At 31.6% G+C, this 15,021-nt stretch carries 19 protein-coding genes and 2 pseudogenes; 16 read left to right on the forward strand and 5 right to left on the reverse strand.

Going from position 1 to position 15,021, the window contains the following annotated elements:
* Positions 1–341: pseudogene (locus tag VKY47_RS08840) on the reverse strand (porin); the annotation flags it as partial.
* Positions 342–616: 275 nt separating this feature from the next.
* On the opposite strand from VKY47_RS08840, the gene VKY47_RS08845 reads away from it, so the two are divergent.
* The 15 genes from VKY47_RS08845 (at position 617) to VKY47_RS08915 (ending at position 12,420) form a co-directional block, all read left to right on the forward strand.
* Positions 617–1,231, forward strand: a complete 615-nt coding sequence (locus VKY47_RS08845; RefSeq protein ID WP_324312105.1) for a TetR/AcrR family transcriptional regulator — start codon at positions 617–619, stop codon at positions 1,229–1,231.
* 1 nt (position 1,232) lies between these two features.
* Complete coding sequence (locus VKY47_RS08850) at positions 1,233–2,486, forward strand: TolC family protein (protein WP_324312107.1); 1,254 nt, start codon at positions 1,233–1,235, stop codon at positions 2,484–2,486.
* Between the two features lies 1 nt (position 2,487).
* Positions 2,488–3,381, forward strand: coding sequence for an HlyD family secretion protein (locus VKY47_RS08855; protein ID WP_324312108.1), 894 nt, complete (start codon positions 2,488–2,490; stop codon positions 3,379–3,381).
* A 24-nt stretch (positions 3,382–3,405) separates the two neighbouring features.
* Positions 3,406–3,906, forward strand: a complete 501-nt coding sequence (locus VKY47_RS08860) for a hypothetical protein (RefSeq protein WP_324312109.1) — start codon at positions 3,406–3,408, stop codon at positions 3,904–3,906.
* Between the two features lie 19 nt (positions 3,907–3,925).
* Complete coding sequence (locus tag VKY47_RS08865) at positions 3,926–4,384, forward strand: OsmC family protein (protein WP_324312110.1); 459 nt, start codon at positions 3,926–3,928, stop codon at positions 4,382–4,384.
* A gap of 5 nt (positions 4,385–4,389) precedes the next feature.
* The gene (locus VKY47_RS08870; RefSeq protein WP_324312112.1) at positions 4,390–5,292 is read left to right on the forward strand and encodes an ABC transporter ATP-binding protein; all 903 of its coding nucleotides are present in this window, start codon (positions 4,390–4,392) and stop codon (positions 5,290–5,292) included.
* A 54-nt stretch (positions 5,293–5,346) separates the two neighbouring features.
* On the forward strand, positions 5,347–6,075 hold the full coding sequence (locus VKY47_RS08875) for an ABC transporter ATP-binding protein (RefSeq protein ID WP_324312114.1): 729 nt from the start codon (positions 5,347–5,349) through the stop codon (positions 6,073–6,075).
* A gap of 130 nt (positions 6,076–6,205) precedes the next feature.
* Positions 6,206–7,312 (forward strand): ABC transporter permease, encoded by a 1,107-nt coding sequence (locus VKY47_RS08880; protein WP_324312116.1) that lies wholly within the window; start codon positions 6,206–6,208, stop codon positions 7,310–7,312.
* A gap of 54 nt (positions 7,313–7,366) precedes the next feature.
* Positions 7,367–8,488: an ABC transporter permease gene (locus VKY47_RS08885; RefSeq protein ID WP_324312118.1), complete on the forward strand. Its 1,122-nt coding sequence runs from the start codon at positions 7,367–7,369 to the stop codon at positions 8,486–8,488.
* Between the two features lie 11 nt (positions 8,489–8,499).
* Positions 8,500–9,258, forward strand: coding sequence for an LOG family protein (locus VKY47_RS08890; protein ID WP_324312120.1), 759 nt, complete (start codon positions 8,500–8,502; stop codon positions 9,256–9,258).
* Positions 9,255–9,665, forward strand: coding sequence for a hypothetical protein (locus VKY47_RS08895; RefSeq protein ID WP_324312121.1), 411 nt, complete (start codon positions 9,255–9,257; stop codon positions 9,663–9,665). The genes VKY47_RS08890 and VKY47_RS08895 overlap by 4 nt, the downstream gene beginning before the upstream one ends.
* Positions 9,644–10,087 carry a DUF2141 domain-containing protein gene (locus VKY47_RS08900; RefSeq protein WP_324312122.1) on the forward strand — a complete coding sequence of 148 codons (444 nt, stop codon included), beginning with the start codon at positions 9,644–9,646 and terminating at the stop codon, positions 10,085–10,087. Before VKY47_RS08895 ends, VKY47_RS08900 begins: the two co-directional genes overlap by 22 nt.
* An 80-nt stretch (positions 10,088–10,167) precedes the next feature.
* Positions 10,168–10,986 carry a hypothetical protein gene (locus tag VKY47_RS08905; RefSeq protein WP_324312124.1) on the forward strand — a complete coding sequence of 273 codons (819 nt, stop codon included), beginning with the start codon at positions 10,168–10,170 and terminating at the stop codon, positions 10,984–10,986.
* A gap of 14 nt (positions 10,987–11,000) precedes the next feature.
* Positions 11,001–11,840 (forward strand): restriction endonuclease, encoded by an 840-nt coding sequence (locus tag VKY47_RS08910; protein ID WP_324312125.1) that lies wholly within the window; start codon positions 11,001–11,003, stop codon positions 11,838–11,840.
* A gap of 10 nt (positions 11,841–11,850) precedes the next feature.
* Positions 11,851–12,420: a Pycsar system effector family protein gene (locus VKY47_RS08915; RefSeq protein ID WP_324312126.1), complete on the forward strand. Its 570-nt coding sequence runs from the start codon at positions 11,851–11,853 to the stop codon at positions 12,418–12,420.
* A gap of 206 nt (positions 12,421–12,626) precedes the next feature.
* On the opposite strand, the gene VKY47_RS08920 is transcribed toward VKY47_RS08915, so the two are convergent.
* From VKY47_RS08920 to VKY47_RS08930, 3 genes are all read right to left on the reverse strand, one after another.
* Positions 12,627–13,175 (reverse strand): hypothetical protein, encoded by a 549-nt coding sequence (locus tag VKY47_RS08920; RefSeq protein WP_324312127.1) that lies wholly within the window; start codon positions 13,173–13,175, stop codon positions 12,627–12,629.
* A 54-nt stretch (positions 13,176–13,229) separates the two neighbouring features.
* Positions 13,230–13,433: a hypothetical protein gene (locus tag VKY47_RS08925; protein ID WP_324312129.1), complete on the reverse strand. Its 204-nt coding sequence runs from the start codon at positions 13,431–13,433 to the stop codon at positions 13,230–13,232.
* Positions 13,434–13,600: 167 nt separating this feature from the next.
* Positions 13,601–14,383 carry a tRNA pseudouridine synthase A gene (locus VKY47_RS08930; protein ID WP_324312130.1) on the reverse strand — a complete coding sequence of 261 codons (783 nt, stop codon included), beginning with the start codon at positions 14,381–14,383 and terminating at the stop codon, positions 13,601–13,603.
* Between the two features lie 95 nt (positions 14,384–14,478).
* Here VKY47_RS08930 and VKY47_RS08935 point away from each other — a divergent pair, with 95 nt between their 5' ends.
* Positions 14,479–14,913: a hypothetical protein gene (locus VKY47_RS08935; protein ID WP_324312131.1), complete on the forward strand. Its 435-nt coding sequence runs from the start codon at positions 14,479–14,481 to the stop codon at positions 14,911–14,913.
* A gap of 13 nt (positions 14,914–14,926) precedes the next feature.
* Here the strand turns inward: VKY47_RS08935 and VKY47_RS08940 are convergent.
* Positions 14,927–15,021 (reverse strand): annotated as a pseudogene (locus tag VKY47_RS08940) (bifunctional phosphoribosyl-AMP cyclohydrolase/phosphoribosyl-ATP diphosphatase HisIE); the annotation flags it as partial.

Raw genomic sequence — 15,021 nt, forward strand, 5'->3', positions numbered from 1 at the left:
CAACGTTCAATCATAATTCTGAAATCCAAAAGATTTCCTTGAGCTAATTCATATTCAAAATAATATTTTAGCCAAGGTTGATAGGCATGACCACCAATTTTTAAACGGGCTCTATTAATTTTGAAAGTTGTTTGATTATCTCCATAGAAATCATCCAGAGTTAATGGATTTTGGTCATTAGGTGTTGCAAAACGAAACTGCAATCTAGATTCAATATGTAACAAGTAATTATTGTCCCATGTACTAAAAGCAAACCCTTTGTCTGTATATTCCGTTGTTATTTTTCTAGGAGTAATAGAATCAGTCTGTGCTATAACTTGATTTATAAAACAGAATAACATGACAATGAGTATATAATTTGGTAGTGTTTTGATAGGTATAAATATTTTAAGCTAATATAGTAATTATCATAATTACTTGATTTAAGTTAAACTTAAAAACGAGTTTTTAACTAAATTCTTTCTAATTCTATTTTTTTATCCTTAAAATTATACGCTTTAAAATACTGACATGCAAGTTATTGTGTTTTACATCTAACTTCTTTTATCCTTTTATTATTGCATTGTATATAATTTTGTATATTTGCTAACCAAATGGTTAAACTAAATAGTTAATTATGGCAAAAACTAAAGATAATACTACAGAAGATCAAATTTTAGATGCAGCTAAAAATATATTTCAGTCAAAAGGTATGGATGGCGCTAGAATGCAAGAAATAGCAGATGAGGCAGGTATTAACAAGGCCATGCTTCATTATTATTACAAAAGCAAACAATTACTTTTTGAAGCTGTTTTTAAAAATGCCTTTTCCTTACTAGCTCCTCAATTAAATAAGATTTTGAATGATAATTCTTCTATTGAAGACAAGGTAAAGAGTTTTACTTCTAATTATATTTCCTTTATTATAAAACACCCTTATTTACCAAATTTTATTATTCAAGAACTTAATAGAAACCCAGATTTTATTATAAAAATTCAAGAAAACTCTACCTTATTAAATATTGAAAAATTTAAAGCACAAGTTGAATTAGAAGTGAGCCAAGGCGTCTTAAAACCTACCAAAGGCGATCAGTTATTTATAAACATTTTAGCGTTAAATATCTTCCCTTTTGTAGCAAAACCTCTAATTAAGGCCTTTACAAAAGAAGACGACAAAGGTTTTAAAGAGCTTATGGAACAAAGGAAAACAGAAGTTTCAGAATTTATATTTAATTCAATAAAACAACATTAAAATGAAGACAATAATCAGCATCTTGGTTTTCTTTTTAATAACTATAACAAGTTGGTCTCAACAACAAATTAGTTTGGAAACTTGCTATCAATTAGTATCTGAAAATTATCCCTTGGTCAAACAAAGAGCTTTGTTTGAAAATAAAACGCAATTGGAACTTGACGCTATTGATACAGCAAAATTACCACAGTTAGGTTTCGATGCTCAAGCTTCTTATCTATCTGATGTCACTCAAATTCCATTAGATAATACTGGAATCGAACCCCCCAATAACGATCAATATCGCGCAACACTTTCAGTGAATCAGCTTATATACAATGGTGGTTCTATTGATGCCTCATCAAAAGTGAAATCGGCTCAATTAAAAACCCAACAAAAACAATTAGAAGTCAGTTTATATCAATTAAAACAACAGGTGAACCGACTTTATTTTTCAATTCTGCTTTCTAATGAATCTTTTAGTTTATTAGAAACGAAGCAAACACAATTGGAAAGTAAACTAAAGGAAGTAAAATCAGGTATTCAATATGGAACTATGTTGCCTTCTTCAGATAAAGTTATTGAAGCAGAATTGTTAAGAATTAAGCAACAGTTTTCGGACATAAACAACAATAAAAAGGTGTTAGTTGAAACCTTATCAGCTTTAATTGGTCAATCTTTAGATGTTTCAACCACGTTTCAAGAACCTCAAATTTCAACCAGACTCACTCCTACAACTCAACGTCCAGAAATGGATTTATTTCAACTTAAAAAAGAAGAAATTGAAAGTCAGGAGCAACTTATTCAAAAAGATAATATCCCAAAACTCTTCGGATTTGCAACCGGAGGTATTGGAAATCCTGGATTAAATATGTTGGATAATTCCTTTCAGCCATTTTATACCGTTGGTGTAAAACTAAACTGGAATGTATTCGATTGGAATGCCAATAAAAAGAAACGCGAATCTTTAATGATTAATAAAGATATTGTTGACAATGAAACAGAAATTTTTCAATTAAATACAAATATTGAACTCAATCAACATCAGTCTGAAATTAATAAAATATCAGAGAATATCACAATAGATTCACAGATAATCGATCTAAGAAAAGAGGTATTATTAGCAACAGAATCCCAATTAAGAAATGGCGTGATTACAACGTCAACCTACATTACTGAACTAACAAATTTATTTGAAGCTGAAAATATGCTGGTAACGCACAACATTCAGCTAGAATTGGCAAAAGCAAATTATAACATCACTCAAGGACAATAAAATGAAACAAATACACACATATTTTATAGCAATTAGCTTAGGCGTTTTAAGTTTAGTGTCTTGTGGCGATTCTAATGGAAAAGCTGATGGTTACGGAAATTTTGAAGCCACAGAAATAACTGTTTCGGCTGAAAATAATGGCAAACTCATGGCGTTTCAAGTCAATGAAGGAGACGTGCTTAAAAAAGAAGCGTTTATTGGTTATATCGACACCATTCCTTTATATTTAAAACGCGAACAACTTTTAGTATCAAAAGATGTGGTAAGCTCTAAATCCCAAGGTGTTTTATCGCAAATTGCTGTGTTGAACGCCAAATTAAAAACAGCCAATATCAATAAAACCAGAACTGAAAACCTTATTAAAGATAACGCTGGTACACAAAAACAATTGGATGATATTTTAGGTGAAATAAACGTGATTAAACAACAAATAAGAAGCGTAGAAATCCAAAATGCACCAGTTGTTAACGAGCTAAAAAGCATTGATGTTCAGTTAAAGCAAATTGATGATCAAATTGAAAAATGTAAAATTATCAATCCAATAAATGGAACCGTTTTAACCAAATACTCAGAACCTGATGAAATTACAGCTTTTGGAAAACCGTTATACAAAATAGCCGATTTAAACACTATGGAATTACGTGTTTTTGTAAGTCAAATACAATTGGCCAATTTAGCAATTGGTGAAAAAGTAGGTGTGAAAATTGATGCCGATGATGGCATGAAAGATTATGAAGGAACCATTACCTGGATTGCATCAGAAGCTGAGTTCACCCCAAAGATAATTCAAACAAAAGAAGAACGAGTTGCTTTGGTTTATGCAGTAAAAATAACTGTTATAAACGATGGTAGCTTAAAAATAGGCATGCCAGCCGAAATGTGGCTAAAAAATTAAAATCAACCCTTAAAATCAAATATTATGAAAAAAACACTTTTATCAATCGCAATGTTAGCATTTATTCTTACAAGTTGTAACAACAAAAAAGAAGAACATGCTACAGAACAAAACACACAAGAAGAAACTGAAATTGTTTCACATGAAAACCATGAAACCCATCAAGCTAGTTCTGCATTAAATAACAATTGGATGAATGAGATCCAAATGGATAATGGATCCCAATGGCTTGCCAATATTGAAACTACAGATGGTGTAAACGACATGCTAAAACTAATTTCTGAAAGTAAAACAGAAACCGTTGCAGACTATTTAAGCTTAGCTGATAAACTAAATAGTAGAAAAAACACTTTAGTTAAGGAATGTACCATGACAGGACCATCACACGACAACCTTCATGTGTTTTTACATCCTTTAATTGAAAAAATTAATGTGCTTTTAGAAACAAAAACTACAGAAGAAGGTGCAGAAGCCTTAAAAAGTATTACAGATAACTTAAACGCTTATACTACCTATTTCAAATAATCTCAAAATAAAAATAATTATGGAAAAACATGTTTATAATGTAGATATTACTTGGACTCAAGACCGAAAAGGAAACATGTGTTCTCCAGAATTACACAATAAGGAAACTCAGGAAACTAATTGCATGGAAGTTGCAACACCTCCTGAGTTCCCTAATGGGATGCCATATATTTGGTCGCCAGAACATTTATTTACAGCTGCCGTTAGCAGTTGTTTAATGACGACTTTTTTGGCAATCTCCGAATACTCGAAATTGGAATTTATCAGTTTTAAATGTCCATCGAAAGGCATTTTAGAAAAGGTAGATGGCAAGTTTGTTATGAGTGAAATTCTATTGTTTCCAGAAGTGGTAATTGCAGACGAAAGCCAACGCGATCGTGCACAACGTATTATAGAGAAATCGGAAAAAGCGTGTCTTATCTCAAATTCGATTACTTCTAAAGTTACTTTAGAAACTAAAATAATTGTACAAAACTAGAACTCGTGGGAATTACTGTCTCCAATATATCAAAATCATATAAAGAGGTCAAAGCTTTACAGAATATTTCATTTGAAGTAAAACCCAATGAACTTTTTGGGCTTATTGGTCCTGATGGAGCAGGTAAAACAACACTTTTTAGAATCTTAACTACCCTGTTAATTGCCAATGAAGGAAACGCCACTGTAGCAGGTTTAGATGTATTAAAAGACTTTAAGGAAATCAGGAAGCACGTGGGTTATATGCCAGGGAGATTTTCCTTATATCAGGATTTAACTGTTGAAGAAAATCTCACATTCTTTGCTACTATTTTTGGAACAACCATTGAAGAAAACTACGAGTTGATAGAAGATATTTACGTTCAAATTGAACCTTTTAAAGACCGTAGAGCCGGAAAATTATCCGGTGGTATGAAACAAAAACTAGCCTTATGCTGTGCCTTAATTCACAAACCCAAAGTCTTGTTCTTAGATGAACCCACCACAGGTGTGGATCCTGTTTCCAGAAAAGAATTCTGGGAAATGTTAAAGCGCTTGCAACTAAAGGGTATTACTATTTTAGTATCCACACCATATATGGACGAAGCCGCTTTATGTGATAGGATTGCCCTGATTCAAGATGGGGAAATTCTTCAAATCGACACTCCCGAAAACATTGTAAAACAGTACCCTAAAACCATTTATAATGTGAGTGCCAACAATATGTATCAATTAATAAATAGCCTAAAGGCCTACCCGCATCAGCATAGTGTGTATCCTTTTGGAGAGTTTGTTCATTATACAGATACACGTTCGGATTTTAATCCTAAAAATTTAAAATCCTATTTAGAAGAACAAAATCTGTCGAATATTAGAATAGAAAAAACTCAAGCAACCATAGAAGATAGTTTTATGGAATTGGCGAAATAACAACCTGTAAGTTTCTTAATCTCGACGTATTGAAACTTAGGTTTAATTAAAACAATGAAAGAAACGAACGTTATAGAAGCAGAAGGTTTAACCAAAATGTTTGGGGATTTTACAGCTGTAAATGCCATTACTTTTGAAGTTAAAAAAGGAGAGATTTTTGGGTTTCTTGGTGCTAATGGTGCAGGAAAAACCACAGCTATAAAAATGCTTATTGGTATTTCCATTCCTACTTCTGGAGCAGCAAAAGTAGCGGGTTTCGATGTTTTTACACAAGCAGAAAATATCAAGAAAAACATAGGTTATATGAGCCAGAAGTTTGCTTTGTACGACGACTTAACCGTTAAAGAAAACATTACTTTTTTTGGTGGCATTTACGGCTTATCAAAATTAAAAATTAAAGAAAAGACCAAGGAGCTTATTGAAGATTTAGGTTTGGAGGAAGTGTCCAATCAATTAGTTGGTTCCTTACCTTTAGGTTGGAAACAAAAAATATCATTTTCAGTGGCTTTATTACATGAACCTAAAATCGTGTTTCTAGATGAACCTACAGGTGGCGTGGATCCGATTACCAGACGTCAGTTTTGGGAAATGATTTACAGAGCGTCGCATCAAGGAACAACCATTTTTGTTACCACGCATTATATGGATGAAGCGGAGTATTGCGATCGCGTTTCCATTATGGTTGATGGCAGAATTGAAGCCTTAGACACACCTAAAAAATTAAAGGAACAATTTCAGGTAGATAGTATGAATGATGTGTTTTTAAAATTGGCTAGAGGCTAAAAAGTTATTCCGCAGATGACGCAGATTACCGTAGGAGTTTAATGTAAAAACCTACGTGTTTTATCGTCATCAAAGGGAAAGATAATAATAACAAACTTAAAAAAGATTCCTGCTTTCGCAAGAATGTATTATGAAACGATTTATAGGCTTTATAACAAAAGAATTTTATCATATTTTTAGAGATAGACGCTCATTGTTTATTCTTTTTGGCATGCCTATAGTCCAAATTCTTCTGTTTGGTTTTGCTATTACCAATGAAATCAACAATGTGGACATTGCCATTTTAGATCATTCTAAAGATGCTACAACCAAAGAAATTATCAATAAAATCTCCGCTTCAAAATATTTTAGTATCGAACAAATCATTGAACGTGAAGATGATATTGAAGCTGTTTTCAAAAAAGGAAAAGTAAAAGCTGTTTTAAATTTCGAAAAAGATTTCAGTAAAAACTTAGTAAAAGACCATCGGGCAACTGTTCAAATAATTACAGACGCCACAGACCCTAACACAGCAAATACCATTAGTAATTATGTGAACTCTATTTTACAAAATTACCAACAAGAGCAAAATAAAGGTATTACCATCAACTATGTTATTGTTCCACAACCACGAATGGTTTATAACCCAGAATTAAAAAGCGTGTATATGTTTGTTCCTGGCGTTATGACTATTATTTTAATGTTGGTTTCAGCCATGATGACTTCCATTTCCATAACTAGGGAAAAAGAACTCGGCACTATGGAAATTTTATTAGTGTCTCCTATAAAACCTTTTCAAGTTATTATAGGCAAGGTGTTTCCATATATTTTTCTATCGATTATCAATGCAGTTGTTATTGTATTATTGAGCATATTCATCTTTAAAATGCCCGTACAAGGTAGTTTGTTTTTATTAGGTCTGGAAAGTGTGTTGTTTATTATTTCGGCTTTGGCTTTAGGGATTTTAATTTCAACCATTTCAGCAACCCAGCAAACAGCCATGATGATTTCTTTAATGGGACTCATGCTTCCAGTTATTTTGTTGTCTGGTTTTATTTTTCCTATTTCAAGTATGCCTATGCCTTTACAAATAATAAGTCATGCCATTCCTGCCAAATGGTTTATCATCATTTTAAAAGGGATTATGCTAAAAGGTGTCGGTTTACAATTTTTATGGAAAGAGACCCTTATTTTATTGGGAATGACTGTCTTTTTTATAGGATTGAGCATAAAAAAATATAAAATTAGGTTGGAGTGAAAAAGTAGGTATTGTAAATTAAAAAAAGAGATTCCTGTCTTCGCAGGAAGTTATATGAAAACAATAAGATACATCATACAAAAGGAGTTTAAGCAAATCTTTAGAAATAAAGGCATGCTCCCAATTATTTTTGTGTTACCACTACTCCAATTGGTTATTCTATCAAATGCGGCAACTTTTGAAGTTAAAAACATCAAATTCGCATATATAGACAATGATCAGAGTTCCCTATCCAGAGCATTAATAGAAAAGTTTGAGGCATCAACCTATTTTAACGTGTTAACTGTTTTTCCTTCAGAAGCAATTGCAAGTTCTGCGATGCTAAAAGGCGAAGTAGATGTGGTTTTAGAGATTCCTACGCATTTTGAACGGGATTTACAAAAAGAAAAAAAAGTAAATCTTGGTATAACCATAAATGCCATTGATGGTGCAGCTGCTGGTGTAGAAAACGTATATATCACACAAATAATTCAAAACTACAACAAGCATATTAGAACGGATTTGATGCAAATCTCAGATGCACAAATTAAGCCTGTTAATATTGAAACCATTCCGTTATTTTGGTATAATGAAACCCTAAATTACAAAACTTTTATGGTTCCAGGGATTCTTGTATTACTAGTTACCATGATTACTTTATTTCTTTCAGGAATGAATATAGTTAGGGAGAAAGAAATTGGCACCTTAGAGCAAATAAACGTAACACCTATTAAAAAAAGCCAATTTATAATTGGTAAACTCTTTCCGTTTTGGATTATAGGCATGGGCTTATTAACCATAGGATTAATATTGGCAAGGTTAATTTTTGATGTTCCAATGGTGGGGAGTTTATTATTAATGTACGCTTACACTTCTATTTATATTTTAGTGATTCTTGGAATGGGATTATTTATTTCAAATTTTACAGATACGCAACAACAAGCCATGTTTATTGCTTGGTTTTTTGTTGTAATTTTTATACTAATGAGTGGTTTGTTTACACCAATTGAAAGCATGCCAGAATGGGCTCAAATCCTTACAGAGTTTAATCCTATTAAATATTTTGTTGAAGTGATGCGGATGGTTATGCTTAAAGGTTCTGGCTTTATGGATATACTGCCACAACTTATCAAAACACTTATTTATGCTGTTATTATGAATGGTCTGGCCGTTTGGAGTTATAAAAAAACCTCTTAAATAGCACTTTTATGGAAACACAAAACAATCATAAACTTTCAACAGACGAATCCTTGTTTGTTAGAGGTCCATTATCTCGTTTTAAAGAATTAACCTTTGCTTTTAAAGTGTTTTTTAACTTTATCAATGCGTTTAGGAAAATGCATTTTATTGGGCCTTGTGTGACGGTTTTTGGCTCTGCCCGATTTACAAAAGACTCTGAGCATTATAAAAATGCCGAAAAAATTGGAGCTGAATTAGCAAAAATAGGATTTACCGTAATGACTGGTGGTGGCCCTGGAATTATGGAAGCCGCAAACAAAGGTGCTTTTGAAGCCGGTGGATATTCCGTTGGATGCAATATTATTTTACCCTTTGAGCAGAAACAAAATCCGTATCTTCATAAATGGATAGACATTCCATACTTCTTTATACGCAAAGTAGTTTTAGTAAAATACTCCTACGCTTTTGTAGTTATGCCTGGTGGAATTGGCACTTTAGATGAACTTTTTGAAGCTTTAACACTTATACAAACTCAAATAATCCAAGATTTTCCTGTAGTTATTTTTGATTCAGAATATCATAAGGAATTATGCGAACATATTGAATTAATGGCGAAAAATGAAAGCATTAGTCCGGAGGATATGGAGTTGTTATTTGTAACCGATTCTGTTGAGGAAGTAATTACCCACATTAAATCTCACTCTATTAACAAATTCGGATTGATAAACAAACAAGACAGGCCTAAATGGTGGTTAGGTGAACGTATAACAAAAAAACCGATCTCATGAAAAATATAAAAATAGTCCCAATGGCAAGTGCTATTATTTTGCTCCTATTTGCTTTACTTACTTTGTTTATGAGTAGCTCGGTAATTTTCGATTGGTTCGGTATTAGAGCTAAAGAAGGCAATTATGTTCTTTTTATTGTATGGGCAAATTTTATTTGTAGTATTCTTTATTTTTTGGCCGTTTACGGGTTTGTTAAAAGTAAAAAATGGACTTTCTCGGTTTTAATTACAGCATTGATTATTTTAATCCTTGCGTTTATTGCTTTGCATTTTCACATTAAAAATGGAGGTATTTACGAAACAAAAACTATTGAAGCCATGCTTTTTAGAATGTTGTTAACATTTACTTTTTCACTTATAGCCTTTTATAAATTCAATAAATTTCTATGGAAAAAGCGCTCATTTTGAGTTTGATATTATTTGTAGCACTCATTACAAATACTGAAACGAACACACATGATTTAACCATAAAAGTGAAAGAATTAAATAATTCGGATGGCACAGTTGTATTTACACTATATAATAAAGACGGCTCAATCCCTGATGAAAAACTTAAAAATTATTATAAAAAAGATATTGTGGAAATTGTAGATAAGAAGGCGAAAGTCACCTTTAACAATTTACCTCTGGGTTTTTACGCAGTAACCGTTTTACATGACGAAAACAACAACAAAAAAATAGATAAAAAATTTATGTTGCCATTACCTAAAGAAGGCATTGGGTTATCTAATTATGATGATTTTGGATTGAACAATCGTCCAAATTTTAAAAAAGCTAGTTTTAACTTAATTAAAGACACAACCATCTCTGTAAGAGTAATTTATAAATAAAGATGCCGTTTAGATTCATCATATTGATTCTTGTTTTTAGTTCTACCTTTTATTTATCGGCACAGAATTCAGACTCTCTTATGCCTAAACTTTCGTTAGAAAAAATAGCATTAATCAATCAAAGTGATAGCTATATTACCTTTCCCACAGATATTGGAAATATAGAACCCTTAATATTTGAAGCCAATGTAAATCCGTCATTTGTGATAAGAAAACGGAAGGATTCTAAGCTGATGGCCATATTAACTCCTCAGATTATTATTAGAATGTACAACGAATACTCCTATCCTGTTCAAACACCTAGTTATATTCCTCAAATTTCTGTATTTTATCTTTTAAACCATAAAAGTGAACTAGAATACTCGGTTTTATTTGGAAGACTTGCACATCATTCTAATGGACAGGATGGCGAATTTTATAAGGAAGATGGTTCCATAAATTTAGAGTCTGGAAATTTTTCGACAAATTTTATCGAATTAGGGCTTATCCAAACTGATTTTAGTAAAACCTTAAAAGCCATTAAAACTTTAAAAAGCTCTATGGAAATTCATCCAAAATACTGGATGCAAGACGAGCTGCAAGGTTCTTATAGCGGTTTGAGATGGCACAATGCGTTTACTTCATTTAAATTCCCTTTAAACAAATTGACAAATCAAAATCGAGCAAGGTTTTCATTAAAAGCTGAAACCATCTTTATGCTTGATAATTACAACAATTTAAAGATGCTTGATTTAGAGCGACTTAATGCCAAACTCACCTTTTATTACCATCCAAAATTCTTGGAAGACATAGGTTTCTTTGTTCAGTTTTATCATGGTATGGATTATTACAATATTTATTTTCAACATCAAATTTCTGTTATTAGATTTGGAATCATGACAGAAATTCTAAGATTTTAAAACATTAAATTATTATGGAAAAGCAAGTTTTTATTAAAAAAAGTAATGGGGAAACAGAGCTTTTTTCATTTGAAAAATTAAGACAATCGCTCTTGTCTACAGGTGCAGCCCAGGATGTAGTCGAAACTATAGTGACTAAAATTCAATTGGAGGCTTTTGATGGAATGTCATCCAATCATATATATAAAAAAGCATTTGCTTTATTAAAGAAACACAACAGGATCTCGGCTTCTAGATATAGTTTAAAACGTGCTATTTTCGATTTAGGGCCAACGGGTTTTCCTTTTGAGAGATTGATAGGTGCCCTACTAAAAGAAAAAGGATTTAAAACTAAAGTAGGAGTTATTTTAAATGGCGAATGTGTTACTCATGAAATTGATGTTCTTGCTGAAAAAGAAGGAAATGTATATGCTATTGAATGTAAATTTCATTCGGACGCTAAAGGAACAAGTAATGTAAGAGTACCTTTATACATTAATTCCAGATTTTTGGATATACAAAAGGAATGGAATAAGGATCCAAACAATAAAACCCATTTAAAACAAGGTTGGTTGGTAACAAACACCAGGTTTACTGAAGATGCCATAAATTATGCAAAATGTGTAGGTTTGACTTTGTTGAGTTGGGATTATCCTAAAAACAATGGTTTAAAAGCAAATATCGACAGCTTAGCCTTATATCCTGTAACTACTTTAACAAGTTTAACAAAAAAGGAAAAACACCAGCTTATAGAGAAAAACATTGTTCTAGTTAAAGAATTAGCCAATTCAACTGAAACCATGAGAGATATTGGAGTTTCAGAAATTAGGATGCAAAGAGTTTTAAATGAAGTAAAGCATTTATGTGAAATTTAAATCAATTATCATGGAAGAAAACATTAAAAATGTAAGTGATTTCAGTTTACGTCAAGAAAAATTGGAAAAATATGATTCTAGAGGCGTACAAACGCTTTTTAGAACACTCTCTAAAAACCATTACAATCTTTTAAAAATGGTTGATAATAAAGCGAGGATAATTTTAACTGTAAACTCCATCATAACTTCGCTATTGTTTGGTATTCATTTTATAGATAAAAGCAATAAAACATTAAATATAGATTTAGGCACTAAAATACTAGTAATAAGCAGTATGTTATCTATGATTTTTGCTTTGTTTAGTATGCTTCCCCATCGCTATTTGGGAAGGAAATTTGAAAAAAGTGGTTATAAAGGAACATTATATGCCGATAATTTTTCGAAACAAACATTAACAGAATTTAAACAAGAATTTGAACGTATCATGAGTAGTGGCAATGCTATTTACAATGAACTGATTAACGACTTATATTTTCTAGGATTAGTTATTTCTATAAAACAATCCCTTTTGCTCTATTCAGTATTTGTGTTTTTAATAGGCTTGATCACTACTATTATCTACGTGCTTTCAACAATATAATGGTAATCAATATTTACTGCTAAAAACCCTCTATTAAAGGCAATACAATCCAGCAACGTAATAGATATAAAATCTGCATTCAAGTATCAAACCGTGAAGATGTTGAGTGAAAACAACTGAAGTTTTTATAATAAAAAAATCTCAAATCGATAGTTGATCTGAGATTTTTAAAGTTTATATGTTTTATAAAAATACTTGCCTAATAATTATTTGGCCATGGTAAAAACCTTTTTAACAATGGCGTTTTTACTAGCATCATAATATTCAATAACAAAATTATTGTTTGTGTCAAAATACCCAATACCATTATAATCGTTTGAAGTAAAATAATAGTTGTTCGCCCTACTTGTTCTTAGAATATTACCAAAATCCATTTCTGAATCTGAGGCTAATTCTGAAACCATAAATCCTTTACTATTTTTCTTGAAAACATAATTCTCATCATTATAATTATAATGAATCGATTCGGTTTTAGAATTGTATATCGGATCCATTTCGGTATCTATTTCAATAGTTTGTGTTACTTTTGTTGGAGAAGCAACAATATCCTGATTGACATTGTTTTTCTCACTTTCATCTAACTCGATTTTTTGTTCTTCGCGAGTTGTTATTTTCACTTTCTGTTCTGTTACTTCTTGACCATCATCGATTGTAATGGTTTTAGTGGTTGTTTCTTCAGATACATTTTTAGGTTTGTTTTGTGCAAAAAACACCGTAGTAAACATAAAGACTGCTATATATAATACATTTTTCATATTGATAAGTTTTTAAAAAGTTTGTAATTTTAACTGTTAATTTGATATGGCTGGTTACTTACCATCTAAAGCGTCGCCAACATCATCTGCAGCATCCTCAATGGCATCTCCAACATCGTCGGCGGCGTCTTTAATATTATCTCCAGCCTTATCTATGGCTTTTTCTACTTTGTTATCTGCTTTTTTTTCGTCTCTACATCCTGTAAATGCAATGGAAAGTGAAAATAAAAAGACCAACATAAATATTATTCTTTTCATGATTTTAAGTTTTTTGGTTATTTATTAAACTTGATTACCAAGTCTGTATCACAAATATGATGCAATAATAAAATTTATACTAACCTTAATAGAAAACATGTTAACTCAAAAACTATTTTAATTTATAAAATAAGGTTTTATAGATGTTTTTTTTAAATAACAAACTATTATTCGAATTCGACTTTATTTAAAATAAGGCCTGAAGCTGGTGCAATATAATCCATAACCTCTGTGCTTTCGGGCTTTAAGGATTCTGTTATATAATCTAAAGCAATTTCTCCTTTCCCAAGTTTTATTAAGGCTCCCATAATTAATCGGATTTGATTTCGCATAAAACCTTGTCCTCTAACCCGAAGAATATACGATGTTTTAGGAAAGAAATTAGCTGTAAAAAGTGTGTTTTCCACAATTTCACAGGTCAGGATTTCCCTGTTGTAAATGCCATTATCTGTTGCTTTATAACAGTAGGTTTTAAAGTTATGAAAACCTTCAAAAAGTTTAGCACCTTGCTTCATGGCTTCTATATCCAGTTTATCTAAAATTGTAGTCATAATTGGTGCACAAAATGGATGGTATTTGTCGCCATGGGCAAAAACATATAGGTATTCCTTAATTTTAGCATCATTTATAACATTAAAATCCTTAGTTACTTCTCTTACAGAAAGCGCCCGAATATCCTGTGGAAGGTTGATGTTAAATAAGGTCAGAAATTCTTCAAAATCTTCCAAAGGTTCGTAAACAAACAACTCGAAAGCAGCTTCTTGAGCAGAAACCATAGCGTCTGTTCTTCCAGATCCTAGGCTTTTAAAACGTTTTCCTTCAAAAATAAAGTTAAGGGTTCTGTCTATCATAAGATGAACCGTTTTTAAGTTTGGTTGTTTTTGCCAACCATGAAATCTATATCCTAAATATTGAACAGTTACAACGTAGTAATATCTTTTGTTAAACACAACACTTTAGTTTTATGCCGAAAAATAAGGCATTTTCGAGAACTGCCAAATTTTTTATACCTTGTATGTAAATAAGAACCCTAAATATTATCATTATGGCTAATAAATCAACTAATAAGCCCACTTTATGGTTTTGGCTTGTAGGAATTGCTTCTTTGGTTTGGAATCTTATTGGAGTTACTGCATATTTAAAACAAACTTTTATAACAGACGAACAACTAGCTATTTTAACTCATAAACAGCAAGCCCTGTTTCAAGTTCCAATATGGGCTTCAGTAGCGTTTGCAGTAGCTGTTTTTGCAGGCACTTTGGGAGCGATATCCTTATTGTTTAAGAAAAAAACAGCGCTTATATTCTTTATAATCTCATTAATTGGAATTATAGTCCAAATGAATTTTAGCTTTTTCGAAAGCAAAGTTAGGGAACTGTATGGCCCAATAGCCATGGCTATTCCAGTTTTTATCATTTTAATTGGAATTTACCAAGTAACATTTGCCAATAGATGTATTTTTAGAAATTGGATTTCTTAAGTTACTTCCATTTTTATTTTAAATGCCTTTTCTCTAAAACCTTTATAATATCATTAAATTGAAATCCTTTGGCTTGAAGTAAAATCAAATAATGAAAAAGTAAGTCGG

Source organism: Xanthomarina sp. (assembly GCF_035306705.1).
In the GTDB taxonomy this organism is placed as follows: domain Bacteria; phylum Bacteroidota; class Bacteroidia; order Flavobacteriales; family Flavobacteriaceae; genus Xanthomarina.

What these genes read in the sequence shown, in the direction of transcription:
- VKY47_RS08845 (WP_324312105.1), top strand. Translation starts at nt 617, where the DNA reads ATGGCAAAAACTAAAGATAATACTACAGAAGATCAAATTTTAGATGCA.
- VKY47_RS08850 (WP_324312107.1), top strand. Translation starts at nt 1,233, where the DNA reads ATGAAGACAATAATCAGCATCTTGGTTTTCTTTTTAATAACTATAACA.
- VKY47_RS08855 (WP_324312108.1), top strand. Translation starts at nt 2,488, where the DNA reads ATGAAACAAATACACACATATTTTATAGCAATTAGCTTAGGCGTTTTA.
- VKY47_RS08860 (WP_324312109.1), top strand. Translation starts at nt 3,406, where the DNA reads ATGAAAAAAACACTTTTATCAATCGCAATGTTAGCATTTATTCTTACA.
- VKY47_RS08865 (WP_324312110.1), top strand. Translation starts at nt 3,926, where the DNA reads ATGGAAAAACATGTTTATAATGTAGATATTACTTGGACTCAAGACCGA.
- VKY47_RS08875 (WP_324312114.1), top strand. Translation starts at nt 5,347, where the DNA reads ATGAAAGAAACGAACGTTATAGAAGCAGAAGGTTTAACCAAAATGTTT.
- VKY47_RS08880 (WP_324312116.1), top strand. Translation starts at nt 6,206, where the DNA reads ATGAAACGATTTATAGGCTTTATAACAAAAGAATTTTATCATATTTTT.
- VKY47_RS08885 (WP_324312118.1), top strand. Translation starts at nt 7,367, where the DNA reads ATGAAAACAATAAGATACATCATACAAAAGGAGTTTAAGCAAATCTTT.
- VKY47_RS08890 (WP_324312120.1), top strand. Translation starts at nt 8,500, where the DNA reads ATGGAAACACAAAACAATCATAAACTTTCAACAGACGAATCCTTGTTT.
- VKY47_RS08895 (WP_324312121.1), top strand. Translation starts at nt 9,255, where the DNA reads ATGAAAAATATAAAAATAGTCCCAATGGCAAGTGCTATTATTTTGCTC.
- VKY47_RS08900 (WP_324312122.1), top strand. Translation starts at nt 9,644, where the DNA reads ATGGAAAAAGCGCTCATTTTGAGTTTGATATTATTTGTAGCACTCATT.
- VKY47_RS08905 (WP_324312124.1), top strand. Translation starts at nt 10,168, where the DNA reads ATGCCTAAACTTTCGTTAGAAAAAATAGCATTAATCAATCAAAGTGAT.
- VKY47_RS08910 (WP_324312125.1), top strand. Translation starts at nt 11,001, where the DNA reads ATGGAAAAGCAAGTTTTTATTAAAAAAAGTAATGGGGAAACAGAGCTT.
- VKY47_RS08915 (WP_324312126.1), top strand. Translation starts at nt 11,851, where the DNA reads ATGGAAGAAAACATTAAAAATGTAAGTGATTTCAGTTTACGTCAAGAA.
- VKY47_RS08920 (WP_324312127.1), bottom strand. Translation starts at nt 13,175, where the DNA reads ATGAAAAATGTATTATATATAGCAGTCTTTATGTTTACTACGGTGTTT.
- VKY47_RS08925 (WP_324312129.1), bottom strand. Translation starts at nt 13,433, where the DNA reads ATGAAAAGAATAATATTTATGTTGGTCTTTTTATTTTCACTTTCCATT.
- VKY47_RS08935 (WP_324312131.1), top strand. Translation starts at nt 14,479, where the DNA reads ATGGCTAATAAATCAACTAATAAGCCCACTTTATGGTTTTGGCTTGTA.